Annotated in this window: 11 protein-coding genes and 1 pseudogene; 8 read left to right on the top strand and 4 right to left on the bottom strand. The window is 72.4% G+C overall.

The window, feature by feature from the left end:
* The first annotated feature begins 410 nt into the window (after positions 1-410).
* From I8N68_RS06530 to I8N68_RS06510, 5 genes are all read left to right on the top strand, one after another.
* On the top strand, positions 411-3,221 hold the full coding sequence (locus I8N68_RS06530; RefSeq protein WP_234038833.1) for an immune inhibitor A domain-containing protein: 2,811 nt from the start codon (positions 411-413) through the stop codon (positions 3,219-3,221).
* 377 nt (positions 3,222-3,598) lie between these two features.
* Entirely contained in the window at positions 3,599-5,923 is a 2,325-nt protein-coding gene (locus I8N68_RS06525; RefSeq protein WP_200208916.1) for an immune inhibitor A domain-containing protein, read from the top strand.
* Positions 5,924-6,302: 379 nt separating this feature from the next.
* Complete coding sequence (locus tag I8N68_RS06520; protein WP_200208968.1) at positions 6,303-8,804, top strand: immune inhibitor A domain-containing protein; 2,502 nt, start codon at positions 6,303-6,305, stop codon at positions 8,802-8,804.
* A 232-nt stretch (positions 8,805-9,036) separates the two neighbouring features.
* The gene (locus tag I8N68_RS06515; protein WP_234038832.1) at positions 9,037-9,438 is read left to right on the top strand and encodes a hypothetical protein; all 402 of its coding nucleotides are present in this window, start codon (positions 9,037-9,039) and stop codon (positions 9,436-9,438) included.
* A gap of 62 nt (positions 9,439-9,500) precedes the next feature.
* On the top strand, positions 9,501-10,433 hold the full coding sequence (locus tag I8N68_RS06510; RefSeq protein ID WP_200208915.1) for an alpha/beta fold hydrolase: 933 nt from the start codon (positions 9,501-9,503) through the stop codon (positions 10,431-10,433).
* 1 nt (position 10,434) lies between these two features.
* Here I8N68_RS06510 and I8N68_RS06505 read toward each other — a convergent pair whose 3' ends face one another.
* Both I8N68_RS06505 and I8N68_RS06500 read right to left on the bottom strand, forming a co-directional pair.
* The gene (locus I8N68_RS06505; RefSeq protein WP_200208914.1) at positions 10,435-10,800 is read right to left on the bottom strand and encodes a UCP033725 family protein; all 366 of its coding nucleotides are present in this window, start codon (positions 10,798-10,800) and stop codon (positions 10,435-10,437) included.
* The gene (locus tag I8N68_RS06500) at positions 10,797-14,027 is read right to left on the bottom strand and encodes an SseB family protein (RefSeq protein WP_307812647.1); all 3,231 of its coding nucleotides are present in this window, start codon (positions 14,025-14,027) and stop codon (positions 10,797-10,799) included. The genes I8N68_RS06505 and I8N68_RS06500 overlap by 4 nt, the downstream gene beginning before the upstream one ends.
* 153 nt (positions 14,028-14,180) lie before the next feature.
* On the opposite strand from I8N68_RS06500, the gene mycP reads away from it, so the two are divergent.
* Positions 14,181-15,389 carry a type VII secretion-associated serine protease mycosin gene (gene mycP / locus I8N68_RS06495; RefSeq protein WP_200208913.1) on the top strand — a complete coding sequence of 403 codons (1,209 nt, stop codon included), beginning with the start codon at positions 14,181-14,183 and terminating at the stop codon, positions 15,387-15,389.
* A 160-nt stretch (positions 15,390-15,549) separates the two neighbouring features.
* On the opposite strand, the gene I8N68_RS06490 is transcribed toward mycP, so the two are convergent.
* Both I8N68_RS06490 and I8N68_RS06485 read right to left on the bottom strand, forming a co-directional pair.
* On the bottom strand, positions 15,550-15,843 hold the full coding sequence (locus I8N68_RS06490) for a WXG100 family type VII secretion target (RefSeq protein ID WP_200208912.1): 294 nt from the start codon (positions 15,841-15,843) through the stop codon (positions 15,550-15,552).
* Between the two features lie 22 nt (positions 15,844-15,865).
* Positions 15,866-16,183 carry a WXG100 family type VII secretion target gene (locus I8N68_RS06485; protein ID WP_200208965.1) on the bottom strand — a complete coding sequence of 106 codons (318 nt, stop codon included), beginning with the start codon at positions 16,181-16,183 and terminating at the stop codon, positions 15,866-15,868.
* 205 nt (positions 16,184-16,388) lie between these two features.
* Here I8N68_RS06485 and eccE point away from each other — a divergent pair.
* Positions 16,389-18,267: pseudogene (gene eccE, locus I8N68_RS06480) on the top strand (type VII secretion protein EccE); the annotation flags it as partial.
* 79 nt (positions 18,268-18,346) lie between these two features.
* The gene (locus I8N68_RS06475) at positions 18,347-18,733 is read left to right on the top strand and encodes a phage holin family protein (RefSeq protein WP_200208911.1); all 387 of its coding nucleotides are present in this window, start codon (positions 18,347-18,349) and stop codon (positions 18,731-18,733) included.
* Positions 18,734-18,796 lie beyond the last annotated feature (63 nt).

Genomic DNA, 18,796 nt, shown 5'->3' with positions numbered 1-18,796 from the left:
CACGCCCTCGACACCGGGCCGAGGACGGCGGGAACTATCGCGCGGCAGAGCCCCCGTGGCCCGCTGCGATGGTGGATCGATCCTCACCGGTGCACCTTTCATTTGTCAACATCGCTATAACTTTCGGTCTCCGTCGGCTCACTTTGCGCTCCACCGTCGGATAGTCGGCGTCCGGCCGAGCCGTCGCGACCGACCGCGCGTAACACCACCTGCGCGTGACGGCGTCCCGCCGTCACACTCGGTCGGTCGGTGGAGCGGGTACGGGCTGAACGGCCAGAGGCGCAGGCTGCCCCCTGTCGGACGGCTCCGTTCTCATTTAGGTTGACCCGCACCGGCTCGGTTTCGACGTACGTCTCTGCGACGTGCACCGATCGGTTCTCTCCCTCCCCATGCCCGAGAAACGGAGCGGCATGAACACATCACCGCAATCCGGGTCGCGCCGGCGCCTACTCGTCGCGCTACCCGCCATCGCCCTCGCCGCCGCGTCACTGACCGTGACGGGCAGCGCGGCTGCCCAGGAGTCCGGTTCCGTCCGCGGTTCGGTCGGATCGGACGGGTACTACATCAACTACGCCGAGCCCGCGGTGCAGCCGGACACCACCGGTCCGGAGGTCAAGGGCGCGGGCGGTATCTACGCCCCGGCCCTCGACAAGGCGAAGGCGTACGACCGCAAGTACGCCGGGGGCAACCCGGTGGCGGCGCGGGAGCTGGCGAAGCTCGAGGCCAAGGCGATCAAGACCGGACAGAACCCGCGTCAGATCAAGGGAGCCAAGGGCACCCAGACCGCCAAGCTGCTGACCCTGCTCGTGGAGTTCAACGACCAGGCGAACGACGACTTCACCAACGTGATGGTCCCCAAGACGGTCTTCGAGGACCGGAGCTGTGTCCTCGGCACCGTGCAGAACGGACCGAAGCACAACGGCATCCCGGACCCGGCGACCCTGCCCCACGAGGACAACAACTCCATGTGGGTGCCGGACTTCTCGCCCGAGCACTTCGACAAGATGCTCTACACCAAGGAGGGCATCACCGAGCGGGTCCGCAAGGACCTGACCGGCCCGGACGGCAAGCCGGGCGTCAGCCTCGCCGGCCGGACGATGCACAACATGTACCTGGAGATGTCCAAGGGCGCGTACACGGTCGACGGGCAGGCCAGCCCGTGGATCACCGTGCCGCACTCGGAGGCCTGGTACGCCGCGTCCACCTGCTTCAAGAACGAAAAGGGCGAGTGGGTCGCCGGCGCGATGCAGTCGATGAACGGCCACCCGGACAACCCGCTCGGCGCGGGCCGGCTGGCCACGGACGCGGTCGACGCGCTGGCCAAGATGGACCCGAGCTTCCCGTGGGCCGACTACGACATCGAGGACCAGGGCGACGTCGACGGCGACGGCAACGTCAACGAGCCGGACGGCGTGATCGACCACCTGGTGCTGGTGCACGCCGGCATGGGCAAGTCCCGCGGCGGCGGCGACCAGGGCGTCTACGCGGTCTGGGCGCACTCGTCGGCGGTGGCCGGCGGCTACAGCATCCCGGGCACGCAGCTGAAGGTCTCGAACTACATCGTGCAGCCGGAGGACGCCGGGGTCGGCGTCTTCGCCCACGAGTTCGGCCACGACCTCGGCCTGCCGGACCTCTACGACACCTCCGGCACCCCCGGCTCCGACTCGGACGTCGACTTCTGGGACCTGATGGCGTCCGGCTCGCACACCGGCGAGATCTTCCAGGCGATGCCGACCCACATGGGCCTCTGGGACAAGTGGGTGCTCGGCTGGGCCGACCCGCTGACCGTCACGCCGGGTTCCGTCCCGCGTGACGTGCAGCTCGGCCAGACGTCGAACACCCCGGTCGGCACCAGGGACGGCATCAAGGTCAACCTGCCGAACAAGGTGATCACCCTGGCCACCCCGCACAGCGGCGCCAACATGTGGTACTCCGGCGCCGACCAGGACTGGGCCGACGTGAAGCTGTCCCGCCAGGTCGACGTGCCGGCCGCGGCCGACGCGAAGTTCTGGATGTGGAACAACTACGTCATCGAGCAGGACTGGGACTACGGCTTCGTCGAGGTGTCGACCGACGGCGGGACCACCTGGTCCGAGCAGAAGGTCTACGACGCGGCGGGCACCCTGGTCAGCACCGACGACGGCTACGCCGACCCGAACGGCCGGATGAAGGACTACGGCAAGGGCGAGAACCGAGCAAGCAAGAAGTACGGCCTGACCGGTGACAGCCACGGCTGGCGTCACGACTACGTCGACCTGTCCGCGTACGCCGGCAAGACCGTGCAGCTGCGGCTGCGGCAGGCCACCGACGCCGGTTTCCTGGAGCGGGGCTGGTTCGCCGATGACTTCTCGGTCACCGGCGGCAGCGCCACCACCTGGAGCGACGACGTCGAGGGCGGCGCGAACGGCTGGACCCAGACCGGCGGCACCTGGGCCGGCACCAGCGGCGCGGGTTGGCACGTCGACTCGGGCACCCAGGTCAAGGCGCACTACTACCTGGCCGAGTGGCGCAACTTCGACGGCTTCGACAAGGGCCTGAAGTACGCCTACGACACCGTCTACTCGCACGAGGCCTGGAAGGTCGACCGGATCTCGTACAACGCTCCCGGCATGCTGGTCTGGTACCGGGACACCGCGCTGGGCAACGTCAACCACGTGAGCGCCCAGCTCACCGCCCTGCCGAGCTACGGCGCCAAGGGCGGCCTGCTGATCGTCGACTCGCACAACCAGCCGCTACGCCGGGCCGGTGAGGCGGCGGTCAAGGACACGTCGACGCTCGACAACCTGCCCAGCCGTCCGCAGTCCTCGAACGCGGCCTTCTCGCTCACCTCGACGTACCCCTTCCAGGAGTGCCTCGAGGCGACGGACGAGCCGTACAGCGAGTACTGCACCAGCTACGGCGCCCAGGCGCCGGTGGCCGGCTTCAGCGACGCGAAGGGCTGGTACCCGGGGCTCGAGGTTCGCAGCGGGCGGCTCTTCGCCCGGGACCCCGACGCCTCGGTGGTCATCCCGTCGCGGGACGGCGTGCCGTACACCACCCGGATCACCAACCCGGACGGCACCCCGGCGACCGGCCTCTACGGCACCGACCTCGGGTTCACCGTGCTGGGTTCGGGCAACCCGGGTGACCAGAACGCCGCGTACGGCGTCTCGATCACCATCCTGAAGGCCGCGAAGGACAACTCGTACGCCACGGTGCACGTCACCGCGGCGGCCAACTGATCTGAGCGGCCCGTCGACCGACGGGACACACGGCGGGGCCCGCCTGGAGCACACTGCTCCGGACGGGCCCCGTCTTTTGTCTTACGCCGGCCGACATCCGGCCAACTTCTGGCGTGACACTTTTCGACCCCCCAGCGCTCCCCTACGGGGCCTCCATAATTCCGATCACGCTACGTGATCGTGGCCGAAACGTAATGTGGATGCCGGCCAAATCCGTCCGCCCTTTGATGCGGATTTGCCCGCAAAAGATGGGCACCCCCTGAGTAATTGCCCCGTGACAACGATGCAAACCCGTGTCATTGTGAGTGACGCATGACATGACAGTGATGGCCTTGGCTGCCTCTGTCATGTAACAGATCCACAAAGGAGGAGGACCTTTGAGGAGACGAGTCACGGCGGGCAGCTCCGCTGTCGTCGGGGCGGCCGGTGTGGCGTTGGCAGTCGCTGCTTTGCAGTTGCCGGCCGCTGCGGCGCCTGTCCCGAACGACGGCGCTACCCAGCCCCCGGCAAGCGCCGCTGCCCACCGGCAGGACAACCGCCCGGGCCCGCTCACGAAGCAGTGGATCGAGAAGCGTAAGGCCGCGCTCGCGAAGGTCGCGAACGGCGAGGCGGAGATCGACCAGCACGGCAACGTCACGGTCGACGCCGAGACGAACAACGTCGTTGAGGTCGCGTTCGAGAAGACCGACAAGATCTTCACCATTCTCGCCGAGTTCGGGACGCAGAGCGTGGGCCGCTACGGCACCGCTCCCGGTCCCCTGCACAACGAGATCCCCCAGCCCGACCGCTCGGTGGACAACTCCACCACCTGGGCCGCCGACTACAACACCGCCCATTACGAGGAACTCTTCAACGGCTCGGGCGAGTCGATGAAGAGCTACTACGAGGATCTCTCCTCCGGCAAGTACTCGGTGACGAACACCGTCAGCGACTGGGTCCAGGTCCCCTACAACGCGTCCTACTACGGCGACAACGCTGTCGAGGACAACGGCGGCTCGTGGGCGTTCATCCAGGACAGCGGCAACGCCTGGTACCAGAACGCGCTCAAGACCATGACCGCGGCCGAGATCGACTCGTACCTGGCGCAGTTCGACGTCTGGGACCGTTACGACTTCGACAACGACGGCAACTACGACGAGTCGGACGGGTACATCGACCACTTCCAGGCGGTCCACGCCGGTCAAGGCGAGGACGCCGGCGGCGGCGCGCAGGGCGCCGACGCCATCTGGTCGCACCGCTGGTACGTCAACCAGGGCGACTACGGCCTGACCGGCCCGACCTTCGGTGACCAGCAGAACCTGTCCGGCGGCGCCCGGATCGGCAACTCGAAGTACTGGCTCGGCGACTACACCACCGAGCCGGAGAACGGCGGCCTCGGCGTCTTCGCCCACGAGTTCGGCCACGACCTCGGACTGCCGGACTACTACGACACCGCCGGAGGCGAGAACGGCACCGCCTTCTGGACGCTGATGAGCTCCGGCTCGTGGCTCGGCCACGGCGCCGAGGCGAACGAGGGCATCGGCACGACCCCCGGGCTGATGGGCCCGGAGGAGAAGCTGTTCCTCGGCTGGCTCGACTACCGCGACGTCAACCTCGGCCAGAGCGGCACCGTCCAGCTCGACCCGGCCCAGGACGCCAACGCCGCCAACGCGCAGGCGATCAAGGTCAACCTGCCGTCCGCGACCACGTCGAAGACGTACACGACGCCCGCTTCGGGGCAGTACGCCTGGTGGACGGGGAGCGCCGACCACTTGAACGAGTCGCTCTCGCGCGCCGTACCGGCCGCGTCCCGGGTCACCGTGACCGCGAAGGCGTGGTACGACATCGAGTCCGGCTACGACTACCTGTACGGCGAGTACTCGACGGACGGCGGCACGACCTGGACCCGCACCGGCCAGCCGGTCACCGGGTCGTCCAGCGGACGCTGGACCACGCTGCGCTTCTCCTACGACGCCAACGGCGCGCCCACGCAGTTCCGGTTCCGGTACCAGACGGACGGCGGCGTCCACTTCGCCGGCGCGTTCCTCGACGACATCGTCGCCAAGGCCGGCGGCACGACGCTGTTCACCGACGACGTCGAGCAGACCGGTGGGTGGACCGCGACGGGCCTGTGGCAGCGCGCCACGGGCACGGTGTCGACCACGGCCGACCGGTACTACCTGCTGGAGAACCGGCAGTACGTCGGTTACGACGACACCCTGCGCACCGGCCCCTACCAGTTCAGCTACGCCTACACCGCGCCGGACAAGGTCGAGTTCTTCTCGTTCCGGCCCGGCCTGCTGGTCTGGTACGTCGACCACACGGTCGAGGACAACAACACCTCGGAGCACCCGGGAACCGGTGCCGCGCTTCCGGTGGACGCCCGGCCCGCGCCGTTCACCTACCCCGACGGCACCCGGCCGAGCAACCGTCGCCAGCCGTTCGACGCGACCTTCGGGATCCAGTCGGTACCGGAGATGTGTCTGCACAAGGAGGTGCTGGCGGGCAGCGGGAAGTCGCAGACCGTCCAGACCCTGGCGGCATGTGCTCCGGCCAACGCCGGTATCCCGACGTTCGACGACAGCAACCCGGCGGCGTACTACAGCACTGCCAATGCGCAGAGCAGTGTCAAGGTGGCCGGCCACGGTGTGACGGCCACGGTGACCGCGCAGTCCGGCAACATCCTGACCGTCAGCGTGGTGAACCCGCCGGCCGGCGGGTGAGCCGGTAGATCCTGCGGCAGGCACCACCCCGATCAGCGACATGGTCGTGAAGGTCACCAACTGATCAGGTAGCACGTCCGAAGGGGCCGGTGGCGGCGACGCCACCGGCCCCTTCCGTATGCCCGCTGAGCGGGTTCCGTCACGGTGTCCGGTGGTTGCGCCATTCATCCTGCTCATCGGGCCAGAATGGCCGGACGGACTGTGACAGTGAAGAGCGTTTCCCAAGAACAAATTGCTACAGATCGACGGGGCTCTCTTCCCTCCCGTCACGGGAATGTCTATCTTCACCATTGGTCCCACTCGCGGGACCACTTCACCGGCCCGTACCCCCGTTGGGCCGGTTCCCTCACACCGGAGGTACCACGTGCGCAAAGTCGCAGTGGGTCTGCTCGGGTTGGCGCTGACGGCGACGGGTCTGGTGGCGGGCACGGCCGCCAGCGCCACGCTGCAGCCGAAGTCACCGACGTCCGCACCGTCGGTCACCGAGCCCGCCCAGGTCGACCATGATCTGCCCAACCCGCTCGAGGAGAAGCGGCGCGCGCTGCGCCAGGAGGGCCTCAGCGAGGTCCTCTCCGGGCGGGCGAAGCCGCAGGAAATCAATGGCAGCACCGTCGTCAAGGTCGGCCGCAGCGCCTTCGGCGCCGCCGGCGCGGTCAGCGCGGACGCCCGCCGCACGCGAGCCGCCAACACCCACACCGATCAGTACGTCGAGCTGAAGCGCAAGCAGTCCGACCGGATCTTCGTGATCCTGGCCGAGTTCGGCAACGAGCGGCACCCGGACTACCCGGACAAGGACATCGACCCCGATACCCCGGGGCCGAACCGGTTCGAAGGTCCGCTGCACAACCGGATCCCCGCCCCGAACCGGGCGCTGGACAACTCCACTGTCTGGCAGCCGGACCACGCCCCGGAGCACTTCCGGCAGCTCTACTTCGGCACGAAGCAGGGCGACGAGTCGCTCAAGCAGTACTACGAGGCGCAGTCCTCCGGCCGGTACACGGTGGACGGTGAGGTCACCGACTGGGTCAAGGTCAGGTACAACGAGGCCCGGTACGGCCGGTCCAACGACCCGGAGCCGGACCGCGACCCGACCGACCCGCCGAACCCGAACGACGACCCGGCGGTCTGCCAGGACAGCACCTGCCCGAACACCTGGGACCTGGTGCGGGACGCGGCCAACCAGTGGGTCGCCGACCAGCAGAAGCAGGGCCGCACCGCCGCCCAGATCAGGGCCGACATGCAGTCCTTCGACCAGTGGGACCGCTACGACGTCGACGGCGACGGCAACTTCAACGAGCCGGACGGCTACATCGACCACTTCCAGATCGTGCACGCCGGCGGCGACCAGGCCGACGGCGACCCGCAGCAGGGTGAGGACGCGATCTGGAGCCACCGGTGGTACGCGTTCGGCAGCGACGTCGGCGAGACCGGCCCGGACCAGGCGAAGCTCGGCGGCACGGAGATCGGCGACACCGGCATCTGGATCGGTGACTACACCGTCCAGCCGGAGAACGGTGGCCGCAGCGTCTTCTACCACGAGTACGGCCACGACCTTGGCCTGCCGGACGACTACAACACCGGCGCCAGCGGCGACAACAGCGTCGAGCACTGGAGCTTGATGGCCCAGAGCCGGGTCAGCGCCAGGAACGACCAGGGCATCGGCACCCGCGGCGCCGACCTCGGCGCGTGGAACAAGCTGCAGCTCGGCTGGCTGGACTACGAGACCGTGGTCCCGGCCAAGCAGGACCCGCAGACCATCGACCTGGGCCCGGAGGAGTACAACTCCAAGAAGGCGCAGGCCGCGGTCGTGGTGCTGCCGAAGCGGACCTACGCCTTCGACAACGGCAAGCCGTTCGAGGGCAGCAAGCAGTTCTTCTCGGGCAACGACGACAACCTCAACAGCATGATGACCCGGACGCTGGACTTCACCGGGAAGTCGACCGCGTCGCTGTCGATGAAGGCCCGCTACACCATCGAGGCCAACTACGACTACATGTACTTCGAGGCCTCGTTGGACGGCGGCAAGACCTTCAAGCCGCTGCCGTTCCTGATCAACGGCACGCCGGTCACCGACAGCAAGGGCCGCAACGCCCTCACCGGGAACAGCGACACCAACGACGACGACGAGAGCGACTGGGTCGACCTCACCGTGCCGATGGACGTCGCGGTCGGCAAGGTCGTGCAGTTCCGCTTCCGGTACTCGACCGACGGGGGCCTCTCCGCCGGCGGCTTCTACGGGGACGCCATCACCGTGACGGCCGACGGGCAGACCGTCCTCTCCGACGGCGCCGAGGCCGGCCCGGGCGACTGGGCTCTCAACGGCTTCAGCCTCGTCGAGGAGACCTACACCCGGGACTTCGACAACTACTACATCGCGGGCAACCGGTCGTACGTCTCGTACGACCAGTACCTGAAGACCGGCCCGTACTTCTTCGGCTACGCCGACACCCGGCCGGACTACGTGGACCACTACGCGTACCAGACCGGTCTGCTGATCACGTACTGGAATCTCCGGTACGCGGACAACAACACCATGCCGTACGACAAGAAGTTCAACCCCGGCGGTCACCCGGGTGAGGGGCGGAACCTGAACATCGACTCCCGCCCGAAGCCGCTGTACAACCTGACCGGCAACCCGTGGCGGGCCCGCGTCCAGATCTACGACGCGCCGTTCAGCCTCAAGAAGGCCGACTCGTTCACCCTCCACGTGAACAGCCAGCCGCAGTACATCCGTGGCCAGGCCGCTGCCCCGCTGTTCGACGACAGCAAGCAGTACTGGTACCCGGAGCTGCCGAACCACGGCGTCAAGGTCCCGAACAACGGAGTCAAGATCCGGGTTCTCCAGCAGAACGGCACCTCGATGCGGATCCGCATCTCCTGATCGAGGTTCCCGCTGCACCACGATGCCCGGGCGGGTCACCCGCCCGGGCATCGCCCGTGCCGGCGGGGGCCGCTGTCGGCCGGCCCTCGGCCGGCCGAGCCCGCTGGCAGCGGAACCCGGGCCGCCGTCGGCGCGTCTGATCCGAGTGACCCCCCGTAGCGCCCGGCCGCCCGTCGCCATCGCGCTGGCGCTGCTGATTCCCCTCACCGGCTGTGCCGGGATCGGAGGCCCCGTGTCCGACGAGAAGACGCCGCCGCCCACGTCCGACACTGCGGCCCCGTCGCCCGACCCGCTCACCGCCACGCCCGCCGGTACGCCCGCCGCCACGCCGGTGGCGCCCGCCGGGCGGCCCGCTACGATCTCCGCCACCGTGCCGCCGGCCCTGGGCCGGCCCGCCGGGCCGCCGCGAAAGCCGACCGACAACCGCCCGACCGACCTGATCGCCGGCCGGATCACCCGCGGTGGCACCGGCCCCTGCTACGGCCTGGTGGACGAGAACGGGCGCGAGTACGCGCTCCACGGTCCCGAGGCCGGTGAGCTGCGGGTGGGCAGCTTCGTGACGCTGCGGGTCGCGCCGCCCACCTCGTCGTTCGACTGTGGCCCCGGCACACCGATGCGGATCGTCACGGACTGAGACCGGCCGTCGCCCGGCGGCCCCGGCCGGCGATCACGACGCCCGGGCCTAGGCTGTGCCCCATGACCGAGCAGCGCGGCGGACCCGTCGATGAGTCCTGCGTCCTGCCCGAGGGGCCGTGGACGCACCGGTTCGTCGGCGCCAACGGCACCCGCTTCCACGTCGTCGAGGCCGGCACCGGCCCGATGGTCCTCTTCCTGCACGGTTTCCCCGAATACTGGCTGGCCTGGAAGGAGATGCTGCCGGCGGTCGCCGATGCGGGCTTCCGGGCGGTCGCCGTCGATCTGCGCGGCTACGGCGCGAGCGACAAGCCACCCCGGGGGTACGACGGCTACACCCTCGCCGCCGACGTGGCCGGGCTGATCCGGGCGCTCGGCGAACGGTCGGCGACCCTGGTGGGCACCGGGGGCGGCGGCCTGATCGCCTGGACCGTCGCCTCGTTCCACCCCACCCTGGTCCGCCGGCTGGTGGTGCTCGGCGCCCCGCACCCGCTCCGGCTGCGCGCCGCCATCTTCGCCGACCCCCGCGGCCAGTTCGCCGCCTCCACCCCGACACTGAAGTTCCAGCTGCCCCGCTACGAACACGTGCTCACCAGGGACGACGCCGCCGAGGTGGAGGCGATGCTGCGCCGCTGGGGCGGCCCGCGCTGGGCGGCCGGCCCGGACTTCGAGGCGTACGCCCGGTGCTGCCGCGAGGCGATGCAGATCCCCCAAGCCGCCTTCTGCGCGCTGGAGGGGTACCGCTGGGCGTTCCGCTCGGTGCTGCGGCTGCACGGCTACCGCTTCGTCCGGCTGATGCAGCGGCCGCTGGTCACGCCGACGCTACAGCTGCACGGCGCGCTGGACACCGCCTCCCTGCCACGCACCGCGCAGGGCTCCGGCCGGTACGTCACCGCCCCGTACGAGTGGCGGCTGCTCGACGGGGTCGGCCACTTCCCGCACGTGGAGGCGAAGGACGTGGTGCTCGGGGAGATCCTGCGCTGGACGAAGTCCTGACTCAGACCCGCTGCTCGCGCAGGTCGGCCACCTCGTTCGCCGGCGCCCAACCCTGGTAGACGCCGAAGTCGAAGGCCTCCAGCCGCATCGCCCGGGCGACCGGCCAGCGCCCACCGGTGTACTCCACCCGCAGCCAGCCGTCGTGCTCGGCCAACACGATGAACGGCTGCCCCTGCCAGGTGCAGGTGGTCCGGACGTACACCAGGTCGTCGACCTCGGTGGCCGGCACCACCCGGACGTACCGGCCGGGGCGTACCTCCGCGAAGCCCTCGCCCGGCTCGGGCTGGTAGAGCCGGACGTCGTCGCCGTCCGGGCTGGCCTGGTATTCCCGGCCCTGCCAGCGGGCCACGTAACCGTCCCTGGTCACGGCTCACCGACCCCTCGCCACAGCAGCGCGTCCCCGTCCAGCACGGCGACCACCCGCTCGGTGCCGTCCGCGCCGATCCGCCAGAGCTGGGCGCCGTGCGGCAGGCGGGCGCTGTCCACCTTGAACTCGGCAACCACGTCGCTGCTCTCCCCGGGGGCGAACCCGTTGCCACGGAACGGGGGACGTTCGATCACCCAGCCCTCCATCGCGCGCATCGCGGCCTCGTTCTGGCCGCCGTACGGGATGCGATAGAGGCTCGGCCGGTACGCCGGCCAGCGAAGCACGTAGATCTCCTCGGCAGCGCGGGAGAACGGCGAGTCCGGGTGGCCCAGGCCCAACGCGTCGTACAACTGGGCCGGCGTGGTCAGGTGGGACAGCTCGTTGGCCCGGTGCACGAAGCCGGAGACCCGGTCGTAGCCGCGCTCCAGGTAGTAGGCGAGCTGGCTCGCGGCGATCGCCTTCTGCATGATGACCGGACGGGTCGGATCGGACGCCGGCGGGACGTGCCGGGTCGAGGTCGCCGACGCCGGCTCGGCCGGGGCCGGCTCCGGCTCGCTTTCCAGCTCATCGCCGAGACCCACCTCGGCGGCCCAGTTGGCCAGCCCGAGGACCTGCTCACCCGGGTACTTCGCGCCGACCGGGGTGCCCGGGTTGACCGCGAACGACCAGCTCTCGTCCGGCCAGCGGCGGATGAGCTGGACGAACTTGACCCGGACCGTCTCGACCGGACCGTCGGCCCGGTCGGCGAGCCGTTCCGGCGAGGTGTAGACCACCACGTACGTCTCGCCGGCCAGTTCCTCGGTCCGCCAGACGAAGCCCGGTTCCCCCGGCCGGCTGCCCGGCGCCGAGTCGGGCGCGCTCGGCAGCAGCACCCGGGCCAGCAGCAGGGTGGAGAGGAAGGTGTCCGTGCTGCCGCTGCCCGCGGCGGCGAGCAGGTCCTCCTCGACGTCGTTGGCCGGCACGAAGTCGTCCGCCGGTGCCACCCGCCCCGGCATGCCGGCCAGCTCGGTGCCCGTGCCGGCAGCCATCGGCTCGGCCGGCGACGAGGTCGGGCCCGCACCCACCTCCGTCGCCGGCACGCCCCCCGCCGCCGGAGAGGTCGGCTCGGCGGGCTCGGTGGTGCGCGGCGCGAACAGCAGATCGACCGGCTCGGCCCACGGGGTGGCCGGCGCGAACAACGGCTCGGCCGGCTCGGCCGGCGGCCGGCCCGGCGCGGTCACCTCGACCGGCGGCGGGGCCGGAGGGGTGGTCGATTCAGACAGCAACGCCGTCGGCTCGGACGGCTCGAACAGCGACGCCGTCGGCTCGACCGGCTCGAACAGCGATGCCCCCGGCTCGGCCGAGCCGAACAGCGCCGTCGCTTCAGCAGCCGGGCCGGCCGGCCGGAACATCGGCGCGGTGGGCTCGGCCGGCGGCGTGGTGGGCTCGACGGCGGGTGCGATCGCCCCGGCCGCCGGCGGGGCCGGCTCCGAGCGGGGTGCGGCCGGCTCGGGGCGGGGTGCGGCCGGCTCGGGGCGGGGTGCGGCCGGCTCGGGGCGGGGCGCCGCGGCGAACGACTCCGTGGGGTCGGCCGGACCGGCCCACGGGCTGGTCGACCGGTCCGCCTCGGCGGAATTCGCCCCGGCCCAGGCGGTCGGTCCCTCCGACGGCTCCGGTCGCCCGGTCTCCGTCGGGGCGGCCCGGGCGCGGCGGTCATCGACCCACGCCGCGCGACGGTCGTCCGCCGGCTCGGTGAGCTCGCGCGACTCGATGACGGTGCCCTCGATGACGATCGGCGAGAAGCTCCGGCGTGGCGCCGGAGGCCCCGACACCGGCTCCGCGATCGACGGGGGCAGCTCCTGCGCCTCCGCTGGTGCGACAAGCGGCGAGACGCCGGGCCCGGCGGCAGCGACGATCGGCTGGGTCTGCTCGTCCGCCTCCGCGGGCGTCGGGTGGCGACGAGGCAGGGCCTGGGTGACATCCTCGCCGGCGGCCGGCCCGACCGGGCGGAACGCCATGGTCGGCTCCTCACCGGACGACCCGGGACGCGGGCGCGGAGGCGTCGGTGCCCGCTCGGCGGGCGGGTCGACCCGGAACGCGGGGGTCGTCTCCTCCGGCACCGGCTCGCTGAGCGGCCGGCGGCGCGGGAACGGCTGGCCGCCGCGACCGAGGCGGGACGGCGGCGCGGGCCGGTCGCCGGAGCGGTGCGGTGCGTCCAGCGGCGACGGCCGTCGGGACACCCGGCCGGAGGCAGGCTCGAAGAAGGACCGGGCGGCCCCGTGCTCCGCGTCGCCAGCACCGTTCGGGGCCGCCGCCCCGGCGGGGTCGGGTGCCGGGCCGGCGCTGAACGGATCCTGGTCATCGGGGCGGTGGCGCAGATCGTTGAGCCAGCCGGAGAGGTTCTCCGCGCCGCTGTGCGCTCGCGCCGCGGGTCGGGATCGGCCCAGCGCTTCGCCGCTCTCCCGCGGCCAACCGGACGATGTCAGCTGACCCGGGGCCGTTCGGGTGTTCGACGCCTCCGGCGGTCGGGGCGCCGGGGCAACCGGCGGCGGCGCGACCCCCGACGGCGTCGGGGGCTGGGGCGGTGGGCTCGGGGGCCGCGGCGGTGGGCTCGGGATCGGCACGGTCGACGGCTCCGGCAAAGCGGCCGGCGGAGCCGGAGCGACCTGACCGAAGGCCGGGCCCGGGGCCGGGAAGACGGGCGCGCCCGGGGCCGGGGAGACCGGCGGGGCCGGGGAGACCGGGCTGCCGGGGGCCGGGGAGACGGGAGCGTCCCGACCCGGCACGGTGGCGCTGGCCCGGGTGCGGGCGGCCGTCTCGGCCCGATCGAGGCGGGCTCGGGCGCCCATGGTCCGGCCGGGCAGCCGGACGTCCCCCCGGGACAGCTGCGCGACGAACCACGCGGGTAGGTAGCCCTCGATCGGCAGCCCCGGGTTCACCGCCAGCCACCATTCGTGGTTGGGCCAGTCCGCCGCGAGATCTGGGTACGGGACCCGCCGGGTGGTGCCCGCGTTCTCGCCCAGGCAGGCGCGCATCGCGCTGACCGACGTGAATGCCAGGACATGGGTCCGCCCGCCGGTGCTCCACGTCCCCCACCCCACCGGCCCCCGCCCGGCGAGCGCCTCCCCGGCGACCGGCAGTAGCAGGTCGACACGGGTCAGGATGCGGAAGTAAAGCTCCTGGTCCTGGGCGCGCAGCGCGTCCCGCATCGCCACCTCGGCCTCGGTAGCCGGTTCCCATCCGGTCACGGCCACCTCTCCTCCCGCGAACAGGCCATAGGTATCGCGTACAACCTACAAGGTGGTAACAAGATCACAATGGCTGGCCGTCGCGGGGCCATCGGCCCGGCGGCCGAGGCGCTAACATCCCGTTCCGTAGTCGCCACGATACGGAGGCGGTCGATGTCCCGGCCCACACCGCGCCCGGCCCTGGCCGCCCTGGCCGCGGTCCTCACCGCCGCCCTGCCGCTGGCCGCGCCGGCCTCCGCGCGGGCCGCCCCGGCCTGCTCCGCCCCGCCGGCGCCCGCCCGACCGGTGACCGAACAGCCGTGGCCCCAGCAGCGGTACGCCCCGGACCGGCTCGCCCCGCTCGCCACCGGCGCCGGGGTCGTCGTCGCGGTGGTCGACTCGGGGGTGGACCGGCGGCACCCGCAGCTGGCCCGGCGGGTGCTCGAGGGCGCCGACTTCCTCGACCCCGGCGGGGACGGCACCCAGGACTGCGCCGGCCACGGCACCGGCGTGGCGAGCATCATCGCGGCCGCGTCCCGCCCGGGCGTCGCGTTCCGCGGGCTGGCCCCGGACGCCCGCATCCTGCCGGTACGAGTCAGCGAGCAGCAGGTGGTGGACGGCCGGGAGTCGGGGCGTACGGTCGGCCCGGCCGACTTCGCCCGGGCGATCCGCTGGGCGGTGGACCACCACGCCACGGTGCTCAACCTCTCCGTCGTGCTGTACGCGGACAATGCCGCGGTCCGCTCCGCGATCGCGTACGCGGTGCGCCGGGACGTGGTCGTGGTGGCCGCCGCAGGCAACCTGCACGACAGCGGGGACCCCTGCCCATACCCGGCCGCGTACGACGGGGTGCTCGGGGTGGGCGCGATCGGCGCGGACGGCCTGCGGTCGCCGTTCTCCCAGACCGGCCCGTACGTCGACCTGGTGGCACCCGGCGGTGACGTGCTGCTGGCCGCCCCGGGGCAGGGACACCGCCGGGCCGAGGGGACGAGCTACGCGACGCCGTTCGTGGCGGCCACCGCGGCGCTGCTCCGGCAGTACCGCCCGGAGCTGACGGCGACCGAGGTGGCCCGGCGGATCGTCGGCGGCGCCGACCCGGCTCCGGGGCGCGGTGACGGCTACGGGGCCGGAGTGCTGAATCCCTACCGCGCGGTGACCGAGACCCCGGGGGTCGGGACGGGCCGGACCGGCCGGGCCGCGGCGCTGCCGATCGAGGGCGCCGATCCGGCGGCGGCAGCGCAGCGGGCCCGGCGGGCGGCGGCGCGGCAGCGGGCGCTGCTGGTGGCCGGCGCGACCGGGACGACGGCGGGGCTGGTGGTGCTGCTGGCCGTGGTGCTGCCCCGGGGAGCCCGCCGTGGGTGGCGCCCCGCCGGCCCGGCCTGACCCACCGCACAGCGCTCCGGCCGACGGGGACGCGGACAGGGGGCAGTGCCCCGGACGGCGGAGACCCGGACCGCGCACCGGACGGCGGAGACCCGGACGGAGACACGCACGGCGGCGGCGCGGGCGGGATGAATCGCCCGACACCGCCGCCGTGCCGTCGTCACTGGAACAGGTTGACGTTGCGCTTCTCCGTGTCGAGGTAGTCGGCGGCGGAGTCGTCCACCGCCAGCTTGATGTCGCGCAGCATGACCTGCAGGTCCTGCGAGGCGGACCGCCAGCGCGCCTGCCGCCGCTCGTACGCCTCGCGGGCCGCGCCGGTCCAGCTCGCCACCAGCGGGGCGGCGTCGCGTTCGAGCTGCCCGAGCTGGCTGTCGAGCGTGTTCAGCGCCTTCTGGATGTCCGCGCCCGCCTGCTGCAGCGCGGCGAAATTGACGACCAGCACACCGTGGTCCATCGGGTCTCCCTTTCCGGGTGGGTCAGAGCGGCAACTGGATGCCGCGATTGGTGCCGGCCACCCGGCTGGCGGCCTCGGTGTCCGAGACGTCGTACTGCTGGCCGGCGGTGCGGATCGCGGTGGCGGTCTCCCGCAGGGCCCGCTGCAACGCCGCCTGGTCCTGCGACCACTGCTGCTTGACCTGCTCGAACGAACGCCCGCCGGCGCCCCGCCAGGCCTGCTGCAAGACCTCCAGCTCGGCCATCAGGCCACTCAGCATGGCCTGCAACGACTGGTCCACCTGCTCGAACTTCGCGGCGGTCTGCTGCATCACCGCGGCTTCTGCCTGGGTCTGGGACACCCCGGACGTCACCTCGCCTCCTCGGTCGTGGCTGGTCGCGGAAGCGACCATCGTGGACGATCCGTGGCGCGGGGCCGGCGTCGTGGGGCGGATCGGCTGCGCGCTCGACGGAACTCGTCGCTGACGGTAGCCGCCCGAGTCCGGTTCTGCTACCCCCTCGGCATCCCCTGTGGACGACGACCGCCACCGGGAACCCTTACGATGAGCCACGCCATCGTCACCCGAGGATCGGCGGAGGAGGCGTGGTGACGGCAACCAGGACCGCAGCCCCGGTCCCGACGGCGGTCCGCCCACCCCGAACACCACGATGGACGGCGGTCGGGGGTCGGGCGACGGCGGGCCTGCGAGCCGGCCAGGTGGTGGCGACCCAGCTCGCCGCTGCGGCCCTGGTCGCCGCCGTCGGCCGGGGCGTGGTGGTGACCGCCGCCGCCCTGCTGCTGGCCGCCCTGCTGCTCTCCGCCGCCTGGGTGCGGTTCCGCGGCCGCTGGCTCTTCGAATGGCTGGCCGTCGGCCTGGCGTACCTCACCCGGCGGCGGGCGCTCGCCCCGGCCGCCGGACCGGCCGCGCTCATCGAGCTGGTGGCCCCCGGCGCGGGCGTGCGCGCGGCCGAGCTGGCCGGTGGTCCGGCCGCCGTGATCGACGACGCCGACGGGCTGACCGCGCTGCTGGAGATCGGTGATCCGGGCGACCTGCTCGGCGACGGTCAGCGGATGCTGCCCCCGCCGCTGGCGCTGCTGCCGGCTTCGGGCAAGGAGAGCCCTCCGATCCGGATCCAGTTGCTGCTCGCCGCGGCACCCGCCCCGGCACCGGGCACCGGCGCGGGCACCGCCGGCACGTCGTACCGCCAGCTCACCGACGGGCGGCTGGCGGGACGGGAGCGGGCGGTGCTCGCCGTCCGGGTGCTGCGCGCGGACGGCTGGTCGGACGAGGAGCTGCGCCGCGCCCTCTCCGGCACGGTCCGGCGGATCATCCGCCGGCTCGGCCCGCTGACCGGCCGCCCGCTGGGTACGCCGGCCGCGCTGCGGGTGATCGCCGAGCTGGCCCACCACGACAGTGACGCGCCGATCCGCGAGTCCTGGCCGGCGGTGTCGGCCGGCGGGCTGCGCCAGGTGGCGTACCGGCTGCGGCACTGGCCGGATCCGCGCTCCGACGCCGCGCGGCGGCTGGTGCCCCGGCTGCTGGCGCTTCCGGCCACCGCCACCACCGTCGCGCTCTGCGTCGGGCCGCGCCCTGCCGCCGACGCCGCGCCGGTGCCGGCGGACCTGACCGTACGGCTGACCGCCGGGACGGCCGCGGAGCTGGCGGTGGCCGACCGGGCGCTGCGCCGGCTGGTGGCCGACCTGGGCGGCGAGGTCCGCCGGCTCGACGGCGAGCAGTTGGCCGGGCTGGCCGGCACCCTGCCGCTGGCGTCGGCGCCGGCCCGCGACCCGATCGCCGGGGCGGCCCCGGCCGCGCTGGACGCGCTGGAGCTGCCCCTCGGCGAGGCCGGGCTGATGGTGGGCGCGAACCGGCACGGCGCGGCGGTCACCGTCCGGCTGTTCCGCCCCGAGCCGACCCGACTGCTGCTCGTCGGCGGCGTACGGGCCGCGCAGCTGCTCGTCCTGCGCGCGCTGGCCCTGGGCGCCCGGGTGGCCGTGCAGACCACCCGACCGCGCACCTGGGAGCCCTTCGTCCGCGGCGTCGGCACGCCCGGCGGCGCGGTCCCGCTGATCCCCCCCGGACGGCCGGTCGGCGGCGCACCCGGGTCACCGATGCGGCCGCTGCTGCTCGTGGTCGACACCGGGGCGGCGCCGGACGGCGCCGGGGCGGACGGAGCCTGGCGGTCCACCCTGGTGGTGCGGGACGAGCTCACCCCGGTGGACGTGGACGTGCTGGCCCGCGCCGATCTGGCGATCCTGCAACCGCTGGACCCGGGCGAGGCGGCCCTGGCCGGCAGCGCCCTGGGCCTGGGCGGCTCGGCGGAGTGGCTGACCCGGATCCGGGACGACATGGTCGCGGTGGTCAACCGGCGGGCCCTGCGCTGGGCGCTGCTCTCCCCGACGCCGATCGAGTCGCAACTGGTCGGTCGGCCCGCGCGCCGCTGAGCCCGCCCGGCCGGCACCGGCGTGGATCCGCCGATCTTCCGGGTTCCGCCGGTGGACGGTCCGTGGCACGATCCCGGCCATGGATTTCCTGAAGGGTCTTCTGATCCGGCTCGCCTCGACGGCGGTGGCCTTCTGGCTGGCCACCCTGCTCATTCCGGGCATCACGCTGGACTCGGACTCGGTCACCGAGACGGTGACCACGCTGGTGTTGGTCGCGGTGATCTTCGGCGTGGTCAACGCGGTGCTTCAGCCGATCATCAAGACCGTCGGCTGCGGCTTCTACCTGTTCACCCTGGGCCTGATCGCGCTGGTGGTCAACGGGCTGCTCTTCCTGCTCACCAGTTGGATCGCCGATCAGGCCGGCCTGCCGTTCCACGTGGACGACTTCTGGCCGGGGGCGGTGCTCGGCGCGCTCTTCGTCGGCATCGTCACATGGATCCTCGGCGCCGTCCTCGACCGCGACTGACCGTCCTACGCCTCCGATTCCCGCCCACCGGCCAGACCAGTGGGCGGGAATTGGCTGGTGGGC

This window comes from Micromonospora coerulea, assembly GCF_016598485.1.
In the GTDB taxonomy this organism is placed as follows: domain Bacteria; phylum Actinomycetota; class Actinomycetes; order Mycobacteriales; family Micromonosporaceae; genus Micromonospora; species Micromonospora coerulea.
This window is presented reverse-complemented; position numbering and strand designations above follow the sequence as displayed.

What these genes read in the sequence shown, in the direction of transcription:
- I8N68_RS06530 (WP_234038833.1), top strand. Translation starts at nt 411, where the DNA reads ATGAACACATCACCGCAATCCGGGTCGCGCCGGCGCCTACTCGTCGCG.
- I8N68_RS06475 (WP_200208911.1), top strand. Translation starts at nt 18,347, where the DNA reads ATGGATTTCCTGAAGGGTCTTCTGATCCGGCTCGCCTCGACGGCGGTG.
- I8N68_RS06490 (WP_200208912.1), bottom strand. Translation starts at nt 15,843, where the DNA reads ATGGACCACGGTGTGCTGGTCGTCAATTTCGCCGCGCTGCAGCAGGCG.
- I8N68_RS06510 (WP_200208915.1), top strand. Translation starts at nt 9,501, where the DNA reads ATGACCGAGCAGCGCGGCGGACCCGTCGATGAGTCCTGCGTCCTGCCC.
- mycP (WP_200208913.1), top strand. Translation starts at nt 14,181, where the DNA reads ATGTCCCGGCCCACACCGCGCCCGGCCCTGGCCGCCCTGGCCGCGGTC.